Source organism: Paenibacillus rhizophilus, assembly GCF_003854965.1.
GTDB lineage: Bacteria > Bacillota > Bacilli > Paenibacillales > Paenibacillaceae > Paenibacillus_AQ > Paenibacillus_AQ rhizophilus.
Genome location: NZ_RQPI01000013.1, coordinates 55785 through 77547 on the forward strand (window position 1 = coordinate 55785; position 21763 = coordinate 77547).

General features: G+C 53.9%; 21 protein-coding genes. 4 read left to right on the top strand and 17 right to left on the bottom strand.

Annotation, left to right across the window (positions count from 1 at the left end; all coding sequences use genetic code 11):
- Window positions 1–398: 398 nt before the first annotated feature.
- The 3 genes from EH198_RS18770 to deoC all read right to left on the bottom strand — a co-directional run bounded on the left by EH198_RS18770 (window position 399) and on the right by deoC (window position 3791).
- A complete protein-coding gene (locus EH198_RS18770; protein WP_124697060.1) occupies window positions 399–1367 on the bottom strand; it encodes a hypothetical protein in 969 nt (322 codons plus the stop codon).
- A 175-nt stretch (window positions 1368–1542) separates the two neighbouring features.
- A complete protein-coding gene (locus EH198_RS18775; RefSeq protein WP_124697061.1) occupies window positions 1543–2847 on the bottom strand; it encodes a homocysteine synthase in 1305 nt (434 codons plus the stop codon).
- Between the two features lie 266 nt (window positions 2848–3113).
- A complete protein-coding gene (deoC, locus tag EH198_RS18780; protein WP_124697062.1) occupies window positions 3114–3791 on the bottom strand; it encodes a deoxyribose-phosphate aldolase in 678 nt (225 codons plus the stop codon).
- A 273-nt stretch (window positions 3792–4064) separates the two neighbouring features.
- Here deoC and EH198_RS18785 point away from each other — a divergent pair, with 273 nt between their 5' ends.
- Both EH198_RS18785 and EH198_RS18790 read left to right on the top strand, forming a co-directional pair.
- The gene (locus EH198_RS18785) at window positions 4065–4406 is read left to right on the top strand and encodes a hypothetical protein (protein WP_124697063.1); all 342 of its coding nucleotides are present in this window, start codon (window positions 4065–4067) and stop codon (window positions 4404–4406) included.
- Window positions 4407–4419: 13 nt separating this feature from the next.
- A complete protein-coding gene (locus EH198_RS18790; protein ID WP_124697118.1) occupies window positions 4420–5409 on the top strand; it encodes a ketoacyl-ACP synthase III in 990 nt (329 codons plus the stop codon).
- Window positions 5410–5515: 106 nt separating this feature from the next.
- Here the strand turns inward: EH198_RS18790 and EH198_RS18795 are convergent, their stop codons facing one another.
- The 5 genes from EH198_RS18795 to EH198_RS18810 form a co-directional block, all read right to left on the bottom strand.
- Window positions 5516–6346, bottom strand: coding sequence for a prohibitin family protein (locus EH198_RS18795; protein ID WP_124697119.1), 831 nt, complete (start codon window positions 6344–6346; stop codon window positions 5516–5518).
- A 227-nt stretch (window positions 6347–6573) separates the two neighbouring features.
- On the bottom strand, window positions 6574–8025 hold the full coding sequence (locus EH198_RS18800; protein WP_124697064.1) for a SulP family inorganic anion transporter: 1452 nt from the start codon (window positions 8023–8025) through the stop codon (window positions 6574–6576).
- The gene (locus tag EH198_RS24800; protein ID WP_185702971.1) at window positions 8003–8155 is read right to left on the bottom strand and encodes a hypothetical protein; all 153 of its coding nucleotides are present in this window, start codon (window positions 8153–8155) and stop codon (window positions 8003–8005) included. Before EH198_RS24800 ends, EH198_RS18800 begins: the two co-directional genes overlap by 23 nt.
- A gap of 138 nt (window positions 8156–8293) precedes the next feature.
- Window positions 8294–8617: an HPr family phosphocarrier protein gene (locus EH198_RS18805; protein WP_124697065.1), complete on the bottom strand. Its 324-nt coding sequence runs from the start codon at window positions 8615–8617 to the stop codon at window positions 8294–8296.
- Between the two features lie 146 nt (window positions 8618–8763).
- A complete protein-coding gene (locus tag EH198_RS18810; protein WP_124697066.1) occupies window positions 8764–9843 on the bottom strand; it encodes a bifunctional 3-deoxy-7-phosphoheptulonate synthase/chorismate mutase in 1080 nt (359 codons plus the stop codon).
- A 518-nt stretch (window positions 9844–10361) separates the two neighbouring features.
- Here EH198_RS18810 and EH198_RS18815 point away from each other — a divergent pair.
- Entirely contained in the window at window positions 10362–10994 is a 633-nt protein-coding gene (locus tag EH198_RS18815) for a LysE family transporter (RefSeq protein WP_124697067.1), read from the top strand.
- Here EH198_RS18815 and EH198_RS18820 read toward each other — a convergent pair.
- A complete protein-coding gene (locus tag EH198_RS18820; RefSeq protein ID WP_124697068.1) occupies window positions 10991–12433 on the bottom strand; it encodes an amino acid permease in 1443 nt (480 codons plus the stop codon). The two genes, EH198_RS18815 and EH198_RS18820, sit on opposite strands and share 4 nt — an antisense overlap.
- Window positions 12434–12496: 63 nt before the next feature.
- On the opposite strand from EH198_RS18820, the gene EH198_RS18825 reads away from it, so the two are divergent.
- Window positions 12497–12823 (top strand): GGDEF domain-containing protein, encoded by a 327-nt coding sequence (locus tag EH198_RS18825; RefSeq protein WP_124697069.1) that lies wholly within the window; start codon window positions 12497–12499, stop codon window positions 12821–12823.
- A 106-nt stretch (window positions 12824–12929) separates the two neighbouring features.
- Here the strand turns inward: EH198_RS18825 and EH198_RS18830 are convergent, their stop codons facing one another.
- The 8 genes from EH198_RS18830 to EH198_RS18865 all read right to left on the bottom strand — a co-directional run bounded on the left by EH198_RS18830 (window position 12930) and on the right by EH198_RS18865 (window position 21704).
- Complete coding sequence (locus EH198_RS18830; protein ID WP_124697070.1) at window positions 12930–15230, bottom strand: PAS domain-containing hybrid sensor histidine kinase/response regulator; 2301 nt, start codon at window positions 15228–15230, stop codon at window positions 12930–12932.
- Between the two features lie 155 nt (window positions 15231–15385).
- Entirely contained in the window at window positions 15386–15793 is a 408-nt protein-coding gene (locus EH198_RS18835; protein WP_124697071.1) for a response regulator, read from the bottom strand.
- 136 nt (window positions 15794–15929) lie between these two features.
- Complete coding sequence (locus EH198_RS18840; protein ID WP_124697072.1) at window positions 15930–16604, bottom strand: Na-translocating system protein MpsC family protein; 675 nt, start codon at window positions 16602–16604, stop codon at window positions 15930–15932.
- Between the two features lie 311 nt (window positions 16605–16915).
- The gene (locus tag EH198_RS18845; protein ID WP_124697073.1) at window positions 16916–17980 is read right to left on the bottom strand and encodes an ABC transporter substrate-binding protein; all 1065 of its coding nucleotides are present in this window, start codon (window positions 17978–17980) and stop codon (window positions 16916–16918) included.
- Window positions 17981–18029: 49 nt separating this feature from the next.
- On the bottom strand, window positions 18030–18362 hold the full coding sequence (locus EH198_RS18850; protein WP_124697074.1) for a 4Fe-4S dicluster domain-containing protein: 333 nt from the start codon (window positions 18360–18362) through the stop codon (window positions 18030–18032).
- The gene (locus tag EH198_RS18855) at window positions 18362–19966 is read right to left on the bottom strand and encodes an FAD-dependent oxidoreductase (RefSeq protein ID WP_124697075.1); all 1605 of its coding nucleotides are present in this window, start codon (window positions 19964–19966) and stop codon (window positions 18362–18364) included. Before EH198_RS18855 ends, EH198_RS18850 begins: the two co-directional genes overlap by 1 nt.
- Window positions 19967–20006: 40 nt before the next feature.
- The gene (locus EH198_RS18860; RefSeq protein WP_124697076.1) at window positions 20007–20885 is read right to left on the bottom strand and encodes an ABC transporter permease; all 879 of its coding nucleotides are present in this window, start codon (window positions 20883–20885) and stop codon (window positions 20007–20009) included.
- Between the two features lie 15 nt (window positions 20886–20900).
- Window positions 20901–21704: an ABC transporter permease gene (locus EH198_RS18865; RefSeq protein WP_124697077.1), complete on the bottom strand. Its 804-nt coding sequence runs from the start codon at window positions 21702–21704 to the stop codon at window positions 20901–20903.
- Window positions 21705–21763: the final 59 nt, after the last annotated feature.

The window sequence follows — 21763 nt, forward strand, 5'->3', positions numbered from 1 at the left end:
AATGAGAATGATAATCATTGTTTCTTTAGTACAAAATGTTTTCCATAGTGCAACTTAATAGTTATAATATACCCCTCCCTGGAAAATGTAAACCAGTATACAAGCCCAATTTTAGCGGAGCTTGCACAAATGGATCTCTTCAGAATAGACGGAATCCGCTGCCGTCTTGATTGAAATCGCTTAACTTTGGCAGCGATTAACGGCTTATAAATGCGCCAAAGGGAGCGCCCTGGTGGGCGCTCCCTTTGAAATTGGTATACATGTACGCATACTACCGGGTGTAAAGGCAAACCGCCCCGCCAGGTTGCCCGGCCGTTCAGTTCGTCCCCGCCGGTGTCTGGAAGATAACCGGCATTCAGGATACGGGAGGAGGAATGACTGCGGGCTCCCGCTGCTTATTACAGCCGGCCGGCGGCCGCATCCGTGCTCTCGTGCCGGTCCATCCAGACCAGGCAGGCCGCCCGGAGCAGCGCTTCGGTCCGATGGGCGGCCCCGCAAAAAATCCCGTTCAGCCCGATCCGGTACAGATCGGCCAGCTCGGACGCCGCCGGAGCGCCCGCGGCGAGCACAACCGCCGCCGGCTTGACGCTCCGCACGGCGGCGATAATGCGCTCCGCCGCGGAGGCAAAGCCCGCGGCGCTCTCCTCCGGCGCGGACCGGTCCGCCGCGCCGTCCAGCACGAGGAAATCGGCGATGCGCCCGATTTCCGCGGCGGCGGCGGGATGGACATCCGGGGCGATCAGCGCCCCGATGCGGCACGCCGCCGCGAAACGGTGGCCGAGAGTCTGCTCGGCCACCGACTCCATGAATTCGCGCGCAGCGGCGAATTCAGCCGGGCTGGCGGGATAAGGCGCCAGCAGATCCAGGCGGCAGTCGCCGCCCTCGCGCTGCCGTTCCGCCAGCGCGTTGAAGAGCGCTTCCAACAATGTGTCCTGGAGCTCGGCGAGCCGGTCCGGACGGGAGTCAAGCTCCGGGGTGACGGGCAGGCTCACCGCGGCCCACTCCCCGTCCGCCGATCCCAGCAATGCGGCCGCTTCGTCGCGCAGCCGGTAATAGACCCGGCGCAGCGCCAGCTCCGCTTCCGGTCCGCTCCCGCCGGCGAGCCAGTCGCCAAAGAGCGAAGACGAAGGCGTCAGCCAGTCCTCGCTTCTAACCAGGCAGGGCCCTGCCGGAGCCGATCCCGGTTCACGGTTATGCGGACGATCCTCCCGGCCTTCCGGGAGCACAAGGAAAGCCGGACGGGCTCCGCGCAAAGAAGCCGGCAGATACGATTCTTCCGCGCCGGCCGGGATTTCCGCAGCCGTTCCGGATGAATACGGATATTCCACGCCGTTTCGAACACTATCCTGCCATTGTTTATCCCCCATCTTCGCACCTACCTTATCGGTTATGGATTGTCGCCGGACGAAGTATGAGCAAGCATTCCGCCGGCTGTTATTCTTCTTGCGCCCTCTCTAAATTCATACGGAGACGGAGCATGAAATATGCAAGTACGGGCTTCCCTTTGATGGGCAATCTGACAGCCGGGTTGTCAGAAGTCCCTTATCCGGCGATTACTCCCCGGCTGGCCGCAATCGCCTGCCGCAAATCGCCTATAATGTCCTCGATCGCTTCCGTGCCGATCGACAGACGGATCAGTTCGGGCGTGACGCCCGCAGACAGCTGTTCTTCGTCCGAAAGCTGCTGATGGGTTGTGCTGGCCGGGTGAATGATCAGCGACTTGGAATCGCCGACATTCGCCAGATGCGAGAACAGCTTCACATTCTCGATCACCTTGCGGCCCGCTTCGCTTCCTCCCTTGATGCCGAAGGTTAAGATCGCCCCTTGGCCTTTAGGCAAATACTTCTGCGCGAGCTTATAGGAAGGATGGTTCGGCAGCCCCGGATAGCTTACCCATTCCACATCTTCGTGAGCGTCCAGGAACTCCGCCACCTGCAGGGCGTTCTGGCTGTGGCGCTCCAGCCGCAGATGCAGCGTTTCGAGTCCCTGCAGCAGCAGCCAGGAATTAAATGGCGAGATCGTCGCGCCAATATCCCGGAGGAGCTGAACACGCGCCTTGATAATATAGGCGACCGGCCCCAAGGCTTCGGTATAGACCAGCCCATGGTAGCTGGGATCGGGCTCTGTCAGACCTGGAAACTTGCCGCTGGCTTTCCAGTCGAATTTGCCTCCGTCCACGATCACGCCGCCGATTGAGGTGCCGTGGCCGCCGATGAACTTTGTTGCCGAATGGACAACAATATCCGCTCCGTGTTCGATCGGACGAAGCAGATACGGGCTCGGAAACGTATTGTCAACGATGAGCGGAATGCCGTGCTCATGCGCGATTGCCGCCACCGCTTCGATATCCAGCACATCGCCCCGCGGGTTGCCGATCGTTTCCGCATACAGCGCTTTGGTCTTCTCGGTGATGGCGCTGCGGAAATTGTCCGGGTTGGCCGAATCCACGAAATGGACCTTAATGCCAAGTTTCGGCAGCGTCGTGGAGAACAGGTTGTATGTCCCCCCGTACAAGCTGGCCGAGGATACAATTTCGTCTCCGGCTCCGGCGATGTTCAGAATGGAGAAGGAAATAGCTGCCGCACCCGAAGCGGTCGCAAGCGCCGCCGCGCCGCCTTCCAGCGCCGCAATCCGCTGCTCGAACACATCGGTCGTCGGATTCATCAGACGCGTATAAACGTTGCCGAATTCTTGCAGTCCGAACAGATTGGCCGCATGCTCCGCATCCCGGAATCCGTAAGAGGTGGTCTGATACAGCGGAACGGCACGGGCAAAGGTAGTCGGATCGATTTGCTGTCCGGCATGGACGGCGAGGGTTTCAAATGACAGGCTGGTTTGTTCTGGCATATTTGTTTCCTCCCTTTTTTTCCCTATTCTCTCACAAAGAATATCATTTGAAAAGACTTAATCTTATTATTCCACTGAGAATTATGAGAAAAATAAAAAATATCAAGAAGAAGCGGCTCCACCGTCCTTTTAGGGACGGTACCGTTTCTCGTAGAAATATAAGTCAAATGTTAAGCGCTCCGCTTATAAATTCTTATATTTTAAAAAAAGCTGCGGTCAAAGAGGCTTTTTCCTCTTTAACCGCAGCTTGACTGGTCTGAAAAACTTCAATATCCGGAAATGTTTTGCTCGCCTTTGGCGATTGCGACGCCGCCGCTCGTCCCGATCCGGGTCGCGCCCGCGCCGATCATGACCAGAGCGTCTTCCGCGCTGCGCACGCCGCCGGAGGCTTTGACTCCGATGTCCGGCCCAACTGTTCTGCGCATGAGTGCGATATCCTCCTTGGTTGCGCCGCCGGTGGAAAATCCGGTCGATGTCTTCACGTAATCGGCTCCGGCTTCCACGGACAGCTTGCAGGCCCGGATCTTCTCTTCTTCTGTAAGCAGACTGGTCTCAATGATGACTTTGGTCAGCGCCTTTCCGCGAGCAGCTTCCACCACGGCGGTGATATCGCGCTTCACCAGTTCTTCATCGCCATCCTTAAGAGCGCCGATATTGATAACCATATCGACTTCTTCCGCCCCATTGGCGATCGCGTTCGCCGTTTCAAAAGCCTTGGTTTCCGGCGTCGAAGCTCCCAGCGGAAAGCCGATTACGGTGCATACCTTAACCTCAGGCGTATCCTTCAACACTTCATAGGCGACGGCAACCCATGCAGGGTTGACGCATACGGAGGCGAACTTGTAGCTTTTGGCTTCCTCGGCCAGTTTTACAATATCTTCTTTTCGGGCATCCGCTCTAAGCAGCGTATGATCGATCATTTGAGTCAGCTTGTTTTCGCTCATATGCAATTTCCTCCATAAGATAAATAGTGATTCTCTCACTCCCTGTAATCATACCAATAGGGCTCCCTTTTGCAAAGCGGATCGCTTTAAAAAACAATGAACAGACCAGCCTCAAAATGAATTAACAAAATTTCGACTACAATGAATAATTTGTAAAAAGATGTCTTTTCCGAACTAGAAAATATAGGTATAATGTAGCATGAATACTCATATTTTCGACATATTTCAATTTTTTAGAACTATTTTTAATAGAGAGAGGAGAATTTCACACAAATGGGAAGCTTCAAATTCGAAACCAGCCCGGCTTCGCACACACTGAATGTTACCGTGGAGGGTTCTTTCTCACAGGAAGACGCCGCCCGTTTCGTCGCCGCCTACAACGATTCTGTAAGCAAGTTCAACCCTCAACAGTATGAAATTGTGTTGGATTGCACTACGATGAATGTCACCGCGCCGGGGGTCGTCCCCATGCTGGAACAATGCTATGTGATGTATAAAGAATCGGGCTTTAAGAACGTCGTCTTTATCATTGCCAAAAATCCCGTTCTCAAAATGCAGCTTAGTCGTGTAGCGCGAAATACTAAGCTGGAACATTACGAGATCAGAGAAGTCTAGGGAGGTGTCCGCTCTGGAGCATATTTCGATTCGCCAAGTTGCGTATTATCATCCGGAAAAAGCCGTTCACAATGATTATTATACGAATCATTTTAAAAGTATGGGCAAGGATATTACCCGCTTTTTGCAAGTGATGGGCAGGGAACAGAGATATATTGCGGCCGAAGGGGAGAACGCGTTGACCATGGGTCATCAGGCTGCCCGGAAGGCCCTTTCGGATGCTGGACTGGTCGGCGAGGACCTTGATATGATTGTCTTCTCGTCTCAAACACCGGAATATACTTATCCTACGAATGCGCTGCTGCTGCATAATCTGCTTCACGGCAAATCCCGAACGATTACACTCGACTCCAACGCGAACTGCGCCGGCATGGTGGCTGCGGTAGAGCAGGCAAGCCGTTATATGCTGTCCAACCCCCATATTCGCAATGCTCTGGTCGTGGGAAGCGACCTCAGCTCGGTGAACTGCAACCCCGAAGATGAGATCACGTCGCCCAATTTCGGGGATGCCGCCGCGGCCGTTATTCTAGAGCGCAGTTCCGAAGGGCCCGGCTTCATTGATTCCTTGTACTACACCGATTCCGGCGATTGTGAGAATATCATGTTTCCCGCGTGCGGCCTGTCCAATATTTATAATCCCGAAATGACCCCCGAGCAAATACGGATTGCCTGGAAGCCGTTTGACGGCACCTGCGTGGTCGAACCCGCAGCAGCCGATATACAGGAAGTGATGCGGCGCAACGGATTAACCCTGGACGATATTTCGGCCTTCTGCCTGTCGCAGTTCTCGCTGAAAAATATCGAACTGATCTGCGAAAAGCTGGGCGCCGATATGGATAAATTCATCTATGTGGGCGATGAGTTCGGCTATACGGGGACAAGCAGCCCTTTTATCGCGCTGCAGCGCGGCATTGAACAGGGGAGCATCAAACGGGGCGATTACATTTTCTTCTGGTCGGTGGGAGCCGGCTGGCAGCTTCCGACCGTTTTGTTTCAGTATTAATTGCACTTCATCGGCTGATAAAAATAACCTCCAATTCCGCCAAGGCGTCGTTGGAGGTTATTTGTTATCGCTCAAGCATGATTAAAACGCAGCGAGCTTGATCGGCTCATTTTGCGGTTAGAGAGCCAATATCGATAAACGGAGCAGCCCCGCCGGTAACGGTCGGAAGCTTCCCATCCCATTTCTCCAGCGCTTTCTCCTGAACCTCAATCTGCTTCAATTGTACGAGCTCGGGGGTGACTTCCTGCTTCTTCAGCTTAAGCGACTGGGCTTCCGCCTGCGCCTGGGCGATCTTTTGCTTCGCCTCGATTTCGATCCGCTTCAGATCATTCTCCGCTTTCAGCGCCTGCTGCTGGGCCACCTGTTTTGCTTCAATCGAATCGTTAAACGCTTCGGAGAATTTGAAATTGACGATATTGATGTCGTTCACAATCAGATCGTATTTGGCAAGCCGGGTCGTCAAATGTCCGCTGATCTCGCCGGCGACGATGTCGCGGCGGGTAATCAGATCCTCGGCGGGATACCGGGCCGTAACTTCCTTGACGATTTCCTGGATGGCGGGATTGATGATAACCGAATCGAAGCTGCCGCCGATATTGTTCATCAGATTGTACGCCGACTCCTTGTTCACGGAATAGTTCACCGCCACATGTGTGGATACGGGCTGAAGATCCTTCGACGAAGCCGACGTATCGGTTTCCGCCTTGGTAACCTGCGTGTTGACCTGGATAATGGTTTGAATAAACGGAAGCTTAAAATGGATACCCGGCGATAAAATATTGTCGTTCAGCTTTCCGAACGTCTTGTACAGTCCCACATGCCCGTATTCCACCGTGGAAAAGGCATTCCCCCCGATCAACAGCACGATGAGCACGGCTGCTACGACGCCGATTATTCTCCCCGAACGAAACGACCTCAGCTTTGGATTGGTCTCCATATTCACAAACATTCCCCCTAATTAATTCGGGAAGCCCTGGCCGGGATGTTGTTTCGGAGTCCAAAGTCATTCTGCCCGGATTCAGCCGGCCTTCCACTATACTTTGTATACGGCGGCTCCGCAAAAAAGGTCGCAGCTAATTGGCCTGAAAAATCATTCGTCCGGGCAAGCAAGAAAGACGACGTCCTGCGAAGAGGAACGCCGTCTTTCTGTCCGTATGATATATGCTAGTGACCGTCCGTCACTCTTAGTCCCACCCGGCTTACGAGCCTGGAGCTTTCTTCATTCATGCCGATGATCGTTACTGTTTTTCCATACTGTTCATACTTGTCCATCGTCTTTGAGATGGCGTTCACCGCCGATTGATCCCAAATATGCGAATGCGAGAAATCGATGACAATTGTATCCGGATCGGTCTCATAACTGAACTCATTGATAAAATGGCTCATCGTGCCAAAGAACAGCTGTCCCGAAACGATATATGTCTTGGAGCCGCCCTCTGTTGTTACCGTCATGCGGATCGAAGCCATCTTCCAGGCAAAAGTCAGCGCGCTCAGCAGCACGCCCAGAAGCACGCCGATTGATAAATTATGCGTGGCTACAACCGAAATCACTGTAACGAGCATGACGAGCGCATCGCTGAGCGGAACGCGGACAAGCGATTTCAGCGAGCCCCATTCAAATGTGCTTACCGACACCATGATCATGACGCCGACCAGCGCGGCCATCGGGATCTGCTTGACCACGTCGCCGAGCACCAGAATCAGGAACAGCAGAAAGATGCCCGACACGAAGGTGGACAGCCGCGTACGGCCGCCGGATTTCATATTGACCATAGACTGTCCGATCATGGCGCAGCCCGCCATTCCTCCAAAGAAGCCGGTCACGATATTCGCCAGCCCCTGGCCCTTGGCCTCTCGGTTCTTGTCGCTGCCGGTGCCGGTAATATCGTCAATGAGTGTAGCCGTCATTAGTGATTCAAGCAGCCCTACGACCGCAAGTGACAAGGAATACGGCAAAATAATGAGCAGCGTATCCAGCGTAAGCGGCGCCTGCGGAAGATGGAACAGCGGCAAAGAGGCCGTTATATGCCCCATATCTCCTACCGTTTTGACATTAAGATGCAGAAAGATGGTCAGCGCCGAAACGATAATAATCGCGATCAGAGCCGAAGGCACAGCCTTGGTCAGCCTTGGCACGGTGTATATGATAACAAGTGTCAGGGCAACGAGTATATACATGAGCGGGCCTTGTCCGCTGAAATGCGTCAGCTGCGACATAAAGATAAGAATGGCTAGGGCATTCACGAAACCGGTCATTACCGGCTGCGGCAAAAACGTAATAAAGCGCCCCAGTTTCAGCACACCCATCAGAATCTGAAAAATGCCGCAGAGAATCGTGGCCGCGAACAAATATTCGATGCCGTGGTTCAAGACAAGGGTGCCGACCAGCAGCGCCATCGCTCCCGTGGCCGCCGAAATCATACCCGGCCGCCCTCCGGCGATTGCCGTTACGATTGCAATACAAAAAGACGCGTATAAGCCCACCATTGGACTGACTCCCGCCAAAATCGAAAAAGCGATCGCCTCCGGTATGAGCGCAACGGCCACCGTCATTCCCGACAGAACGTCGCTCCGGGTATTCGATAGCCAACCGTTATTCAATTTGCTTTGCTTCAATGGAAAGAATCCCTCCTGCGGTTTGAATTTGAGTGTAACAGGTCCGGTTCAACGCTAATGCCGTTAATTTTACCTGACCCGCCATTGCGGCCACAATTAGGGACCATCCATTTGTAAGCGTTTGTTTCAAGTTTTTTCTTTCATTTTCGTCTGTATTCTGCATTATTCGAAATATTTAAAAAAGGGGTGTCCCAGCAGCCATTTCATGGCTTTTGGAACATCCCTTTTCCAGTTCATTGAGCACGGCAGCTCAACTTCCTGTCTTTAATCAGAACTGTTTCTCAGCCATTTCCCCACCATTCGGGACGGCGTTGTTCAGCCAACTGGAATCCATACCGGAATCCATACCGGAATCCATAATCTCGCACATAAAGTCCAGCGCTTCTTCTTCGTCCTTGCCTCTGGTGCGAATGGTAATGACAAAGCCTTTTTTGAGTGGAGACAGCATCATTCCCAGCAAGCTTTTCACATCGATGACCGCATCCGGCTTCAGCAGTATAATCTCGGAAAGGTAGCGTCCCGCATTAATCGATATGCTCTTGAGGTCATCGGAGGAAAAGTCGCGGGTCAAAGTAATATCGTGAACGCGCATAAATAGGTCCCTCCCAAGGTTGTTACCTCAAATTTTAACATCGGGAGCGTCAGCTTGGAAGGGAGTCCAGCCCAGCATTCATGACAAAATCGGGAAACCTTCATCCGCTAAGCTTCGGCAGGACGGACCGCACGCTTTCGCAGGGATTATTGGCGGTACAGTCCGGACGCCTTCACTTCGTCGAAGAACGTGTTGAATTCGTCGAAATTAAGCTGCTGCGCCGCGTCGGACAGCGCCGTCGCCGGATCGGGATGAACCTCGACCATAATGCCGTCGGCTCCCGCTGCAAGGGCAGCCTTCGCGCATGGAATGAGGATGTCCTTGCGGCCGGTGGAATGGGTTACGTCGACCAGCACCGGCAGATGGCTCTCCTGCTTCAGGATCGGCACGGCGGAGATATCAAGCGTGTTGCGCGTCCATTTCTCGTAGGTGCGGATGCCGCGCTCGATCAGCATGACCTGCGTATTGCCGCGGGACATAATGTACTCCGCCGCATGCAGGAACTCCTCCATCGTCGCCGCAAGTCCGCGCTTCAGCAGCACCGGCTTGTTCACTTCGCCGGCCGCCTTAAGCAGCTCGAAGTTCTGCATGTTGCGCGCGCCGATTTGAATGATGTCGACATAGTCAAGCGACGGCTCGATATGCGCCGGGTCGACGATTTCACTGATGGTCAGAAGACCGTACTCATCCGCGGCTTCGCGCAGAATACGCAGGCCGTCCATGCCAAGACCCTGGAAATCGTACGGCGAGGTGCGAGGCTTGAACGCACCGCCGCGCATTACGCGCACGCCCGCCTTTTGCAGCGCCGCGGCTACCGCCCGGGTCTGCTGCTCGCTTTCAATCGAGCAAGGACCCGCAACCATCACCGAAGCGCTGCCGCCAACGACAACGTCTCCTGGAAGGAGGATAACCGTGTCTTCCTTGCGGGTCTTGCGGCTGACAAGCAGGCTCTTCTTATGCTCGGTGCTTTGCAGGTCAAGCGATGCCTTGAAGATCTGCTTGAACAGCGTGCGGATCGTGCTTTCGGTGAACGGTCCTTTGTTCTCGGCTACGAGCTTGTCCAGCATCTTCTTTTCCCGTTCGGGATCGAATTTCGGCACTCCCTGCTTCTCCTTGACAGCCCCGATATCACGGACAATCGCAGCCCGCTCCGAAATAAGCGCGAGCAGTTCGCTGTTGATCTCATCCAGCCGGCTTCTTAATTGTTCCAGTTCCGCATTACTCATAATGTGTTACACTCCCTCTTCTCTTTTATAACAACGCAAAAAGGCTCTCCGTCAAGGGACGAGGAGCCGTGGTACCACCCTTATTTAGAGCCGTTCTTCAGTTCGAAGGAACTCAGCTCTGCCTTAAACCCTGTAACGCGGGGTGCGGGATTCCCTACCCATGCCCGTAAAGGCACTTCAGGAACCGACTAGGAAGTGAATTTCGGCGGCAATCGTATCCGGGGCAGCTCTCAGTCTTCGGCATGCCTTCCCTGTTCAGATCCGCGAGTTTGCGCTTACTCTCTTCGTCAACGTCTTTTCTTTATCATAACGGTCGCCGTCCGGGAGGACAGCGAAGTCTTTTCTTCTGGTATCTTAATGGATATTGTCGCCTGATGCAATGGCTCTAACCAACGCATTAAAGCATTAAAACTGCAATACTTTAATCTAACCCTTAATCCCCAAAAAATGTAGTACATGCCCATCACGCCGAATAGGATAAGATGTACGACCTATCCGGCTGAGGAGGAGACGTGACCGTGGACATTTTTATCGGCTACATTTTTCTTGGAATATCGCTTTCAGCACCTATAGGGCCCATTAACGCCGCACAGTTGGACAAAGGGTTCCGCAGCGGCTTCTGGCATGCCTGGTTCGTCGGGCTCGGCGCGATCTGTGCGGACATTTTATATATGCTGCTTGTCTATTTCGGCGTCATTCAACTGCTGGAATCCCCTTATATCAAAGCTTTTCTGTGGCTGTTCGGCTTTCTTGTGCTGGTCTACACCGGGATTGAGAGCATTAAGGATGCCGGCCGCGTCTCCGTCCCGGGATCAGCAAGAGACGATGCCAGGCTCAGCAAATCCCTGCTTTCCGGATTTCTGATGTCTCTGTTCAATCCGCTGTCGATCCTGTTCTGGCTCGGAATTTACGGTTCCGTACTGGCCAAAGCCGCTGCAGAGTTTCCGATGCAGCAGCTTATTCTGTACAGCGGCGGCATCGTTCTCGGTATTCTCCTCTGGGATATCAGCATGGCTGGGGCAGCCAGCTTTTTTCGTAAATTCTTGACCAGCCGGGTATTAAAAAGCTTGTCCGTCATTTCCGGACTGGCGCTGATCGGATTCGGTTTATACTTCGGAAAGGAAGCGGCGCGTCTGCTCTTTTTCCACTAACGCCGTGATTTGCGCAGCCAAATCCCCTTGATGCGAAAACCCGGCCCGCCGCTTAAGCGTCCGTGGAGGGGAGCAGCCGCCGGATTCTCCGGCTTGTCTTGCTCCCTTTCCTTGCCGCTGCGCCCTTTGCGCACACGCTGGACGATCGCGTCGCAGCCGGCAATGAGCGCCACAAGCAGCAGGCTGATAAAGAAGCCCGGCCGGCTCTCATGATGAAAGACCGTTCCTATAACCGCCGCAGCGATCAGCATAAGCCCGCACCAGCGTTTGAAGCCGCTGAGTTTGGCGGGCTTCAGCAGTTTTGCAGAAGACAATAAAATAAACGACCAGTTGTAAAGCAGCATAAGACCTGCCGCCGTGGTAATGTACTCATACACCTTTCCCGGCATCAGCAGAGCCATTACGATGGTCGCCGTAAGACCTGCCGCAATCAGGCTCAGCGCAGGCACCGGATATTTGTCCTTCAGCTTCCGCGAGAACAATCCGGGTGCGTCACCCTCCTGCGCAAGCGTAATCATCATAGAAGTAACGGCATACAGCGAAGCAGTCATCGTGGAGAAGCCGGCAACGATCAGCACCCCGTTAAAAACATGGGGAACAAAAGCCAAATGGTCGCTGCTTAAAGCCAGCACGAACGGGCTCTCCTTCGGATTGAATTTGGATTGGGGCACCATGGTTACGGCTAAGGCGATCGACAGGGCATACACGCCCGCCAAAAGCAGCAGCATGATTTTCCCCGCTTTGGGGGCCTCCTCCGGCTTCTGGAGCCGGTATGACATAATGCCGAGCACCTCAATGCCGCCATAAGCGTAAAAGGCAAAAATAAACGATGACCACAGTCCCATTCCGCCGTTCGGGAAAAATTCTTTCATCGTCAGCGGCACATTCGGTTTAAACCGCCCTCCGTCGATCCAGCCCGCAAGAAGTCCCGCCGCAATAATCAGAAACATGACAATCGCGGCGATTTTGACAACGGCAAGCACATTCTCTACCCTGTCAAAGCCCTTGTTGCCGAAAAAGACGATAATCAGACCGAGCAAACCGAAACCGGCGGCGAAAATCCACATCGGAACAGCCGGAAACCAAAATCTGGAGAATATGGACAACGCCGTAAGCTGACTCCCCATAATAAGCAGCTCGGAGCACCAATAAACATATCCGCTTCCGAATCCCGCCCATCCCCCGAATGCCTTCTGCGCGTATGAACGGAAGGAGCCTTGTTCGGGATGATCAGCCGTCATGCGGGACAGCGCGTCGAATACGACATAGGTTCCGGCCGCAGCCAGAAAATAAGCGATCAGTACGGACGGTCCGCCAATCATAATCGCAAGGCCCGAACCCAGAAAATAGCCCGTTCCGATCGTTCCCGCCACTCCGAGCAAAGACAACTGCCACCACTTGAGCTTCCCGCTGCCTTTCGAAGACGATTGTTTGTCCATTATCCAATCCTCGCTTGAAGTAAATTGCATGCTTAATTATCATGCCTTTCTTAAGCTTTTTTCATGCCACATAACGATACACGGAATCATCAAACCGGCGATGCCATGCTTATTGAAATTGGCAAGCTTTTGCAGCTGGAAAGCAGCAGGCAGACGTTTGCCGTCCGCTGGGGAGGAGATGAGTTCTTGCTCTGCGGGCTCTGCTCCGGCTATGAAGAGGTGGAATCGATCAAACACCGGCTCAATACGGCGATTGCCGGGTTGTCGGCCAGCATGAATCTGCCCGTCAATATCTCCATCGGCTCAGCCCTATATCCCGACGACAACTCCACCCTTTCCGTACTGATTACTCTTGCCGACTCCAATATGTACAACGAGAAAAAGGCATAGGCATTCCGCAATATCCGCAAAAAAAGAGACGATAACGATAATTCGTTAACTCGTCTCTTTGCTTAATACCAAAGCTTATGTCCGCCGGTCCAACTCTCCCGCGTTCTCAGAAAAACTTCCCGATCATTTTACGAATCGTCTCGGTTCTCACAGGCTTGCTGATATATTCATCCATCCCCGCCGCCAGACATCTCTCGCGGTCATCCTTCAAGGCGTTGGCCGTTATCGCAATAATAACCGGAATTTTCTCCGGGGGGAGTGTGTCCTTGACCACCTTTACTGCTTCCAGCCCATTCATACGCGGCATCTGGACATCCATAAAAGCAAGATCATACATGTTGTCGTTCAGCGCATGAACCGCCTGAAGCCCATCGGAAACTATGGATACGGTATGTCCACGTTTCTCCAGCATCTTCCTCAGGACAATCTGGTTGACTTCATTATCTTCAGCCACAAGAATTCGCAGAGGGCGGGAATCCGTTCTTCCTTCGCGGACTGCATCCGGTTCCACCCGGTTTCCACTGTATTCTTCCTGCCGGAAGACGACTGTAAACACAAAGGTCGCTCCCTGGTCCGAATCCTCCAGCCCGATACTGCCGCCCATCAAGCCGACCAGCCTTTTCGCGATTGCAAGTCCCAGCCCCGTCCCTTCATGCTGGCGCTGCATAAAGCGATCCGGCTGGTAGAACGGCTCGAACAGCCTTTCCCGCTGGTTCTCGGGTATACCGACACCGGTATCGGACACCTTGACTTCCAGCGTTACCTCATTCCGGTGGATTCCTGCCGTTCGAACCTCGACGGTCACTCCGCCGCTATAAGTGAATTTGACGGCGTTGCCCACAAGGTTCATCAGAATCTGTTTGAAGCGATCGCTGTCTCCTCTTACAAATTCCGGAGTCTCCGGATCGACCGAAACCCGAAGCGTCAGTCCCTTGCTCTCCGCTTTATGGGCCAGCACCATGACCGCCGATTCAATGCACGGTCTTAGTTCAAAACGTTCTTCATGCAAATCGGTGCGCCCCGCTTCGATTTTGGCGAGATCGAGAATATCGTTGATAATCGAGAGCAGCGTATCTCCGCTTTTTCGTATAATCTCCAGATACTCCCGCATGTAAGAATCCGGCGGGCTCATATCCAGCAGCAAGTCCGTCATCCCGATCACCCCGTTCATCGGAGTGCGGATTTCATGGCTCATGACCGCAAGAAACTCGCTTTTGGCCTGATTCATGCTCTCGGCAAGTTCTTTTTCAATCAGCAGCTTTTTCTGCTCGGTTATATCTTTGACGATAATATAAAAACCCGTTTTGGTGTTGTTGATAATAATGGGCGCAACCGTCGCAATGACTTCCACAAAATGGCCGTCCTTATGGCGAATACGGTCGATATCGGGCTCTTTGAACGTATGCTCCGTGGAAAACGCGAGAATATCGTCCAAATGCTCTTCCCCGACAAGGATGGACACATTCATTCCGGTCAGCTCGGAGATGTTGTAACCTGTCAACTGACAGACTCTCTCATTCCCATTGATCATGTTCCCCAGCAAATCGACCGAGATTATCGCATCATGATTGTACTTTTTCAGCGAGGTGTATCTCTCCAGCATTTCCTGCAGCTGCCGCTCCACGATTTTGCGCTCCGTCATATCGCGTCCAACAGCCAGCAGATTCCGGCCATGTCCGTCCTCCACAATACGAAGCATGAAATCGAGCCATATGTAATGGCCTTCCTTATGTTGTGCGCGCAATTGGACGCTTTGGCGTTCCATCTTCTCTGGTCCGGACACAAGTGATAGATCATCCGGATGCAACAGACCATAGTTGCGCTTCCCTAGCAATTCCTCGGGCTGATAACCCAGTATTTCATAAATTGAAGGAGAGCAGTACAGGCATCTGCCGTCAAGCGAAGTGAAATAGATAATATCTCTCATATTGGCGGCAATAGAGCGGTACAGATCCTCATCGCCGTGCAGAACATTTCCGTACCGGGTATCCGGCTCCGAAATAGGGAGCAGATTGACAATGTAATACCGGGACGCCTGGGCAGCGGATTCATCAATTAACGTAAGCCGCAGGCGCACCCAGATTGGCATCCCTTCCCGGGAAACCATCCGAATCTCATGCTCCTGGCAAGTTGTATTTTCGTCCCGCAGGAGACGGATCATCTGTTCCGCCACAGATAAATCATCCAGGTGTACCACGCTGGTGAAGTCATGCTCAAGCAGTTCGCTCTCGCTATAGCCAAGAATGCCGGTAACGGCAGGATTGATGTCTGTCCACTTCGTATCGACGGAAAGAAAGCCTTCTCCGACAGCCGCCGTCATAAAGGCCTGTTCAAAAGGGGAATATCCATCCGTATACTTTCTTAGCAAATGCTCCACCTGCCCATCTGTGGAATGGAAAATAAACATGAAAGATTAATAGTTTAAAACTGTATTATTAATATCTTGCATATTCGGGCGAAAGTCAAATGCAAATCCTGTTCCTTTCAGCAATTCCGAGCACCTTCTACCTATGGTTTTTCATGGTGCGCTCTCCCCAGAGCATTCTTTTTCCTAGATGATATTCAGTAGCCGGCAAAGCTGCCCGCCCCTCCGGCAAGCAGACTCTGTACGGTTTCCGTGAAGGTTCTAACTTGAATCGGCTTGGTAATATATCCCGCAAACCCTGCCTGCCGCGCTTTGGCGATATCCGACAATTGGGCAAATGCGCTGATGGCCAGGACCGGAACATGGCGTGTATTCTCCCCCTGCTGCAGGCATTCCAGCGTCTCATACCCGTTTAGACCCGGAAGACCGATATCCAGGATAATAAGGTCCGGCTGCTGCCTTTCTGCAATTTCAAGTCCAATCTCACCCGTTTCGGCTTTCAGGAGCAGAACGGAAGGCAGATTTTTTTTGAAGAGATGGTGCATCAGCGCCATATTCAGCGGATTATCTTCCACATATAGGACTTTTTGCCAATTATCTTCCATATGCTATCCCCCTTATAGCGGTCCCGCCATTCAATAATTGCCCTAAAAATGAAAAAGCCGAAGAAAGGGAATACTCCCCTTTCTTCGGCTTATGTTCGGCTCATTTGCATGTCCGACTCATTTCCACCTAAACCTTCTATGAATTGAACGTAAATGCGATAACGCTGTTATCTTTATCGAAATCCCAGTCCACATAAATATCGGCCAGTTCCTTGCCGAACAGCTGCGCAATGGTGGTCGTCTCCAAATAACGCTTCTCCATCTTTCGCTTGGTCGTCTTAAGTGTATTCTCGTAGCCCAGATCGATCAGTTCTTTCTCCAGTGGAATCAGTATGCCTTCTCGCTTGACGATCAGTGTGCGAGGATTTATCCACCACGAAGTTGTGAGATCCGGGAACCTCTGAACCTTACGGCTTACTTCGTTAATCTGGTTATGAACCTCATCCTGTCCCACGTAGTCATCAGTGAAGGCTTCACCGCCCTTGATCAGAGCCACAATCATTCCTGATGCGTTATGTATACCCCAATCATAGAAAATCTCAGTAACCTCGATCTCCAGCTCATCCTTTATATAAGAGGACAATTCGGGAAGAAGAGACTTCATCAGCAGCTCGCGCGTGTAGCGAAAGGCCTGCTCCTCCTCTTTACTGAGCAAGAAACGCTCTACCGGTCCCATGAAATTACGTATATGCAGCGCAATACATTGCTTCGAAATCGAAGCGTATACGGACTCGGGGCCTCTACCGAACCGTTCCCTAAGCAATCTCCCCGTGTAACTGGAAAGCTGTCCTGCCAGGTCTATAGTACTCATTCATTTTCCTCCAGCATCAATTTCTCAAGTTTCTTGGCAAGCCCTGGGGGAGGCAGTCCGTCTGCTGAAAAAACGGTATGCTAACTAAGTATAATATCTTCTGGCCGCTTCGTATATAGAAAAATACACCTGGTTTTCAGGGCTTCGTTAATGCTTCTTAATGTCTCTCCCGTTCGACTAAAATACGAAGATAGTTCAGCTTATACAGAAAGACAGGCCGGACTTTCCCGGCCTGTCTTTCTATTCTATCCTGTTCCGAATGGAATATTCCGCGCTTTCGGCTGCACATAACATTCCACATCTTTAAGCCGCTATTTTAGCTGCCAATCGCTGATTTGGAAATCTTTTTTGGCCAGCTTTTCTTCCACAAGAAAGTCCTTCGTGCCTTCAAGCAGCGCAAGTCCGTCATCCGAAAAAGCGCTATCCTTCAAGTCTTCGAGCGGGCTTACCTGCTTGACGATATCCGGCGTAGTCTCCCCGATCTCGGCAAGGAACTTGTAATATTCGTCCTCATGCTGCTTCAGGTCAGCCAGCGCTTTCTCGCGCGCCTCGTTCCAGACCTTCGGGAAGTCCGGGAATTTCGCCAGATAATCTTCCGAAACAACAGTCACACTGGAGCCGAGAAGCTCGGGGTGCTTGGAGGAATCGTCCAGAAGCGGATAACCGGCGCCGATTTGCTTGATCGCCTGAACGCCGGTGTTGGTCGTAGCATCGATATCTCCGCGTGCCAGGGCGGCGGTAGCGTCCGGAATGAGCATATGCACAAGCTTGTAGTCCGTGACCCCTTCTTTCTTGAGCAGTCCCACAAGGTAACGGTGCATAAAAGATCCCTTCTGCGTCGCAATGGTCTTGCCCTGCAGATCCTTAACCGTCTTCGGGCCGTCCTTTTTGGCAATGATGTAACCGACTGTATGGGCCGATCCTTGGCCGATAAGGCGGGTCTTGGCCCCGCCAGCATAAGCGATAATTGCAGGCGTATCGCCAAGCGTACCGAAATCGAGCCGGCCGCTGATCAGCGATTCCGTCTGGTCCGGTCCGTTCGGGAAGCTGGTCAGCTTCACTTCCGTAATTCCGTGTTTCTTGAGTTCCTCCTGAATAATGCCCTTATAGAAGCCCCAGCCTTCCGCCCCGCTCGGCAGATTCAGCTTGTTGGCCCCGATGAAGCCGTAATTCAGCACCGCCGGAACGCTGCTCTTTGCGGCATTTCCACTGCTAGCCGCCTCCGCCGTATCCGTTCCTTCCGCGGCCTTGCTGCCGGAATTCCCGCTGCTTCCGCAAGCGGAAATGACCAGCATAACCATGACCACACTTGCGATAAGCACAAAGCGCAAGCCCCGTGCCGCGCCCCCTTGAATCTCTCTATAACCCTTTGCCATCTTTGTTTCTCCCCTCAAAATAGGTATTTGCTATAATGACGTCAGGCTGCTAGAATCCCGCCCGGCGTGATAACTGAACCATAAAACCGTGGCTGGCCACAGGCTTCCGCCCCTTTCCCCAGCCAACCTTCTCCCGGTACCCGCCGAGCAGCCCCCGTTCCTTGAGCTCCGTTTCCGTAATGCCTGTCGCAGCTTCTGAATCCGGCGCCACATACAGAGCGTCCACGGGGCAGTACAGCTCGCACATGAAGCAGGTCTGGCAATCGCTTTGCCTTGCAATCACAGGAACCTTGCCGCCCGACCGGTCAAACACATTGGTCGGGCAGACGGACACGCATTGATTGCAGCCGATGCAACGGTCCGCGCTGATGACTTCAATCATTACTGTACACTCTCCTTTGCCGATTCTTCCGGCTTCACCCAGACCTCATCCAATCCGCCGCTGATGAGCCGGTAGTGCTGGTTCTCATCGATCGCCTTGTGGTCCTCTCGTTTATGCATGCCCCTAGTTTCCGTCCGGGCGAGCGCCGAGGAGTACATCCAGCGCGCCGTCGCCGTCATGGCAGCCGTTTCCCGGAGCTTTACGCCTTCGGCAGAAAGCTGTACTTCCTGACCGCGCTGCTCTTTCCACAACCGGTCCAGCCGTCCGAGGGAAGCCTCAAGGCGTTCCCCGGTACGGAACAAGTTGATGTCGTAAGGCGTTACCTCCGCCTGCACGGCAGCGGTATATTCCAACGCTCGGGAGGCTGCTCCCGGCTGTGCTTTCCGGTGCGTAAGGGTCGAGGATGAAAGTCCGGCCGGCGCGCGTCCCGCGGCATGCCGTCCAAGGCTCAGCGCATAGCTGGCGGCTCCCTCTCCGGCGAAGGAGCCGGAGGACATGGCCCAGGCGGCATTGTGGCTGCCGCCGCCGGTGAAGCCGCCGCAGATCAGCTCGCGGGTCGCGGCATCCCCGGCCGCATACAGCCCAGGCACGCCCGTTCCGCAAGCCTCGTCTGTAATCCGGATGCCCCCGGTGCCGCGGACCGTGCCTTCCAGCCGAAGCGTTACAGGAAAGGCGTCCTTGAACGGATTGATGCCGAGCCGGTCGAAGGGCAGGAAGAAATTCGTCTGCGCCACCCGCAGGAGAGGCTGCAAATCCTCGGGCGCCTGATCCAGCCGGGCAAATACCTTCCGCCCCTCTAGGAGATTCCGGGCAATGAAGGAACGTCCTTTCTTGGAACCCGCGCCTTCCACAACGCTTCCGTCCTCGTAATAGAAGCTTGCATAGCTGTAATACGCCGTCTTGGTCACGGAGGAGAAAGTCGGGCATATGGCATAGGCATTGGAGAACTCCATCCCCGACATCGCCGCGCCCGCCTCGGCGGCAAGCAGAAGCCCGTCGCCGGTCAGCACATTGCAGCCCAGCGCCTTGCTCAAGAACGCGCAGCCGCCGGTTGCGATCACAACCGCTCCGGCTATGACACTCCAGGCTTCACCGCTCTGCGTCTGCACGCCGGTTGCGCCGGCTACGCCGTGTTCGTCGGCCAGCAGTTCCAGCGCCGGGCTGTGGTCCAGGATTGTGACGCCCGCCTTTTTCACCAGCTTGCGCATCAGCCTCATATACTCCGGCCCCTGCAGACTGCGGCGGTGAGGATTGCCGACTTCGTCCACCGGGAACGGGTACCCTGACATGCCGATCCGGTTCATATTCTCATACGTCCGGTTAAGCACCCGGTCCATCCAGCTGTGCTCCGCCAGACTGCCGCCCAGAATGAAACGGCTTGCCTTCGCTTTCTCGCGAAGCTCCTTATCGGGCTCTACATACCAGACGCCCGTTCCGGACGGGGCGGTTGCGCCGCTGGAGCCGCAGTAGCCTTTGTCGGCCAGAACGACCTTGGCCCCCTTGGCCGAGGCGGTCAGAGCAGCCCATGTACCCGCCGGACCTCCCCCAATCACGAGCACATCCGCTTTCAACTCCAGTGAACCCCTTTTTACCGTTTCATTCATTGCTTTAGCCTCCTCCGAAATCTTGGTTGTGGATTGAAATTTACCCCCGGTAGCTGTCCCGCCAGAACAATAATCGGTGCTCCAGCACCCGGAAAATCGAATCGATCAGCTTGCCGACGAAGGCGAAAATGAGAATCCCGACAAAGATAATTTCCGTATTGGAATTTTGCTTTGCTTCATTAATAAGGAAGCCGACGCCCGACTGCGAACCGATCAGTTCCGCAACGACCAGACTGATCCAGGCCACCGCGAGCGACAAGCGCAGGCCCAGCAGAATATTCGGCAGCGCCGCCGGCAGGACAAGCCGTCGCAACCGCTGGTACGGGCTGAAGCTAAGCACTCTTCCAACCTCCAGCAGCTTGTCGTCGACATGCCGGATACCTACAAAGGTATTGATGTAGAGTGGAAAAAAAGAGCCGCTGATAATAATGGCCACTTTGGACACTTCCCCGAAGCCGAACCAAAGGATGATCAGCGGAGCAATCGCCAGATGTGGAACGAGACGCAGCACCTGAACGCTCGGGTCAAGCAAATATTCCGCCCTGCGGAACAGCCCCGTCAGGATGCCCAGCAGCAGGCCGACCGCTCCTCCGATCAGAAAGCCGAGGAATGCCCGCCCAAGACTGACCCCGAGATGATGCGCAAGTCCTCCCGATACCGCCAGGTCGACAAAAGAGCGGGCGATGGCCAGCGGCGTAGGCAGAAATTCGGGCGATGCCCAGCCGGCGCTTCCGGCGGTCTGCCACAACGCAACCGTTAATACCGGAATAATCGCGCCCGCGCCAAGGTCGGACAGATACGGCTTCCATGAAATCGGCCGCCGGGAGGCCGACGCTTTTCCGGGCACCGCTTTGAGCTTGCCGCTTCCTTCCCGTACGGCCGTTCCCGGCTGGACAATAACTTTGGCTCCTTCACTCATTGTGTTCTCTCCTTTCTATCCTTTGCAGCTTTCTTTCCAGCGGAGCAGCCGGTGCTCTATCAGACGCATCGCCGTGTCGCTCAGCAGACCGCAGACCGCGAAGATGAGAATGCCGACGAACACAACCGGCGTATCGGCAAACTGGCGGGCATCGGACATCATATAGCCAATGCCCGAGGTGGAAGCGATCAGCTCCGCAACGACCAGACCGAGCCAGGACAGTCCGAGCGACAGGCGGGCGCCGAGCATAATATTCGGCACCGCCCCCGGAAGCACGAGTTTAAGTATCTGCTTCGGTCTGCTGAAGCCGAGCACCCTGGACACCTCGAACAGCTTATTGTCCACACTGCGAATCCCCATGAAAGTATTAATATAGAGGGGGAAGAATGCGGCTTTGGCAATCAGCAGCACCTTCGACTCCTCCCCGATGCCGAACCAGAGGATGAACAGCGGGACTACCGCGAGGCTTGGAATCATCCGGATCATCTGCAGTGAAGGATCAAGCAGCTTCTCTGAGCGTTTGAACAGTCCGACCAGAATCCCGAAGACCAGCCCGAGACCCCCGCCGAGCGCAAAACCGAGCAGAACCCGAACGGCGCTGATTCGAAGATTGCTCCATAAATCCCCCGAAACCGCAAGCGAAGCAAAAGAGGCCGCTATCGTATACGGCGTCGGAAACAGCAGATCCGAAATCAATCCGTAATGCCCCAGCGCTTGCCAAAGCGCCAGAACGGTTACCGGCAGCAGCAGACCAAGCAGGACTTGAGCCCCTTTTCCGGGCTTGCCTGCGGTTCGGATAGCGGCGGCACGGTTGCTCATGAATCATCCCCTCCTTCTTTCGAATAAAATATATAATTCCAATCAATTAAATCGGATAT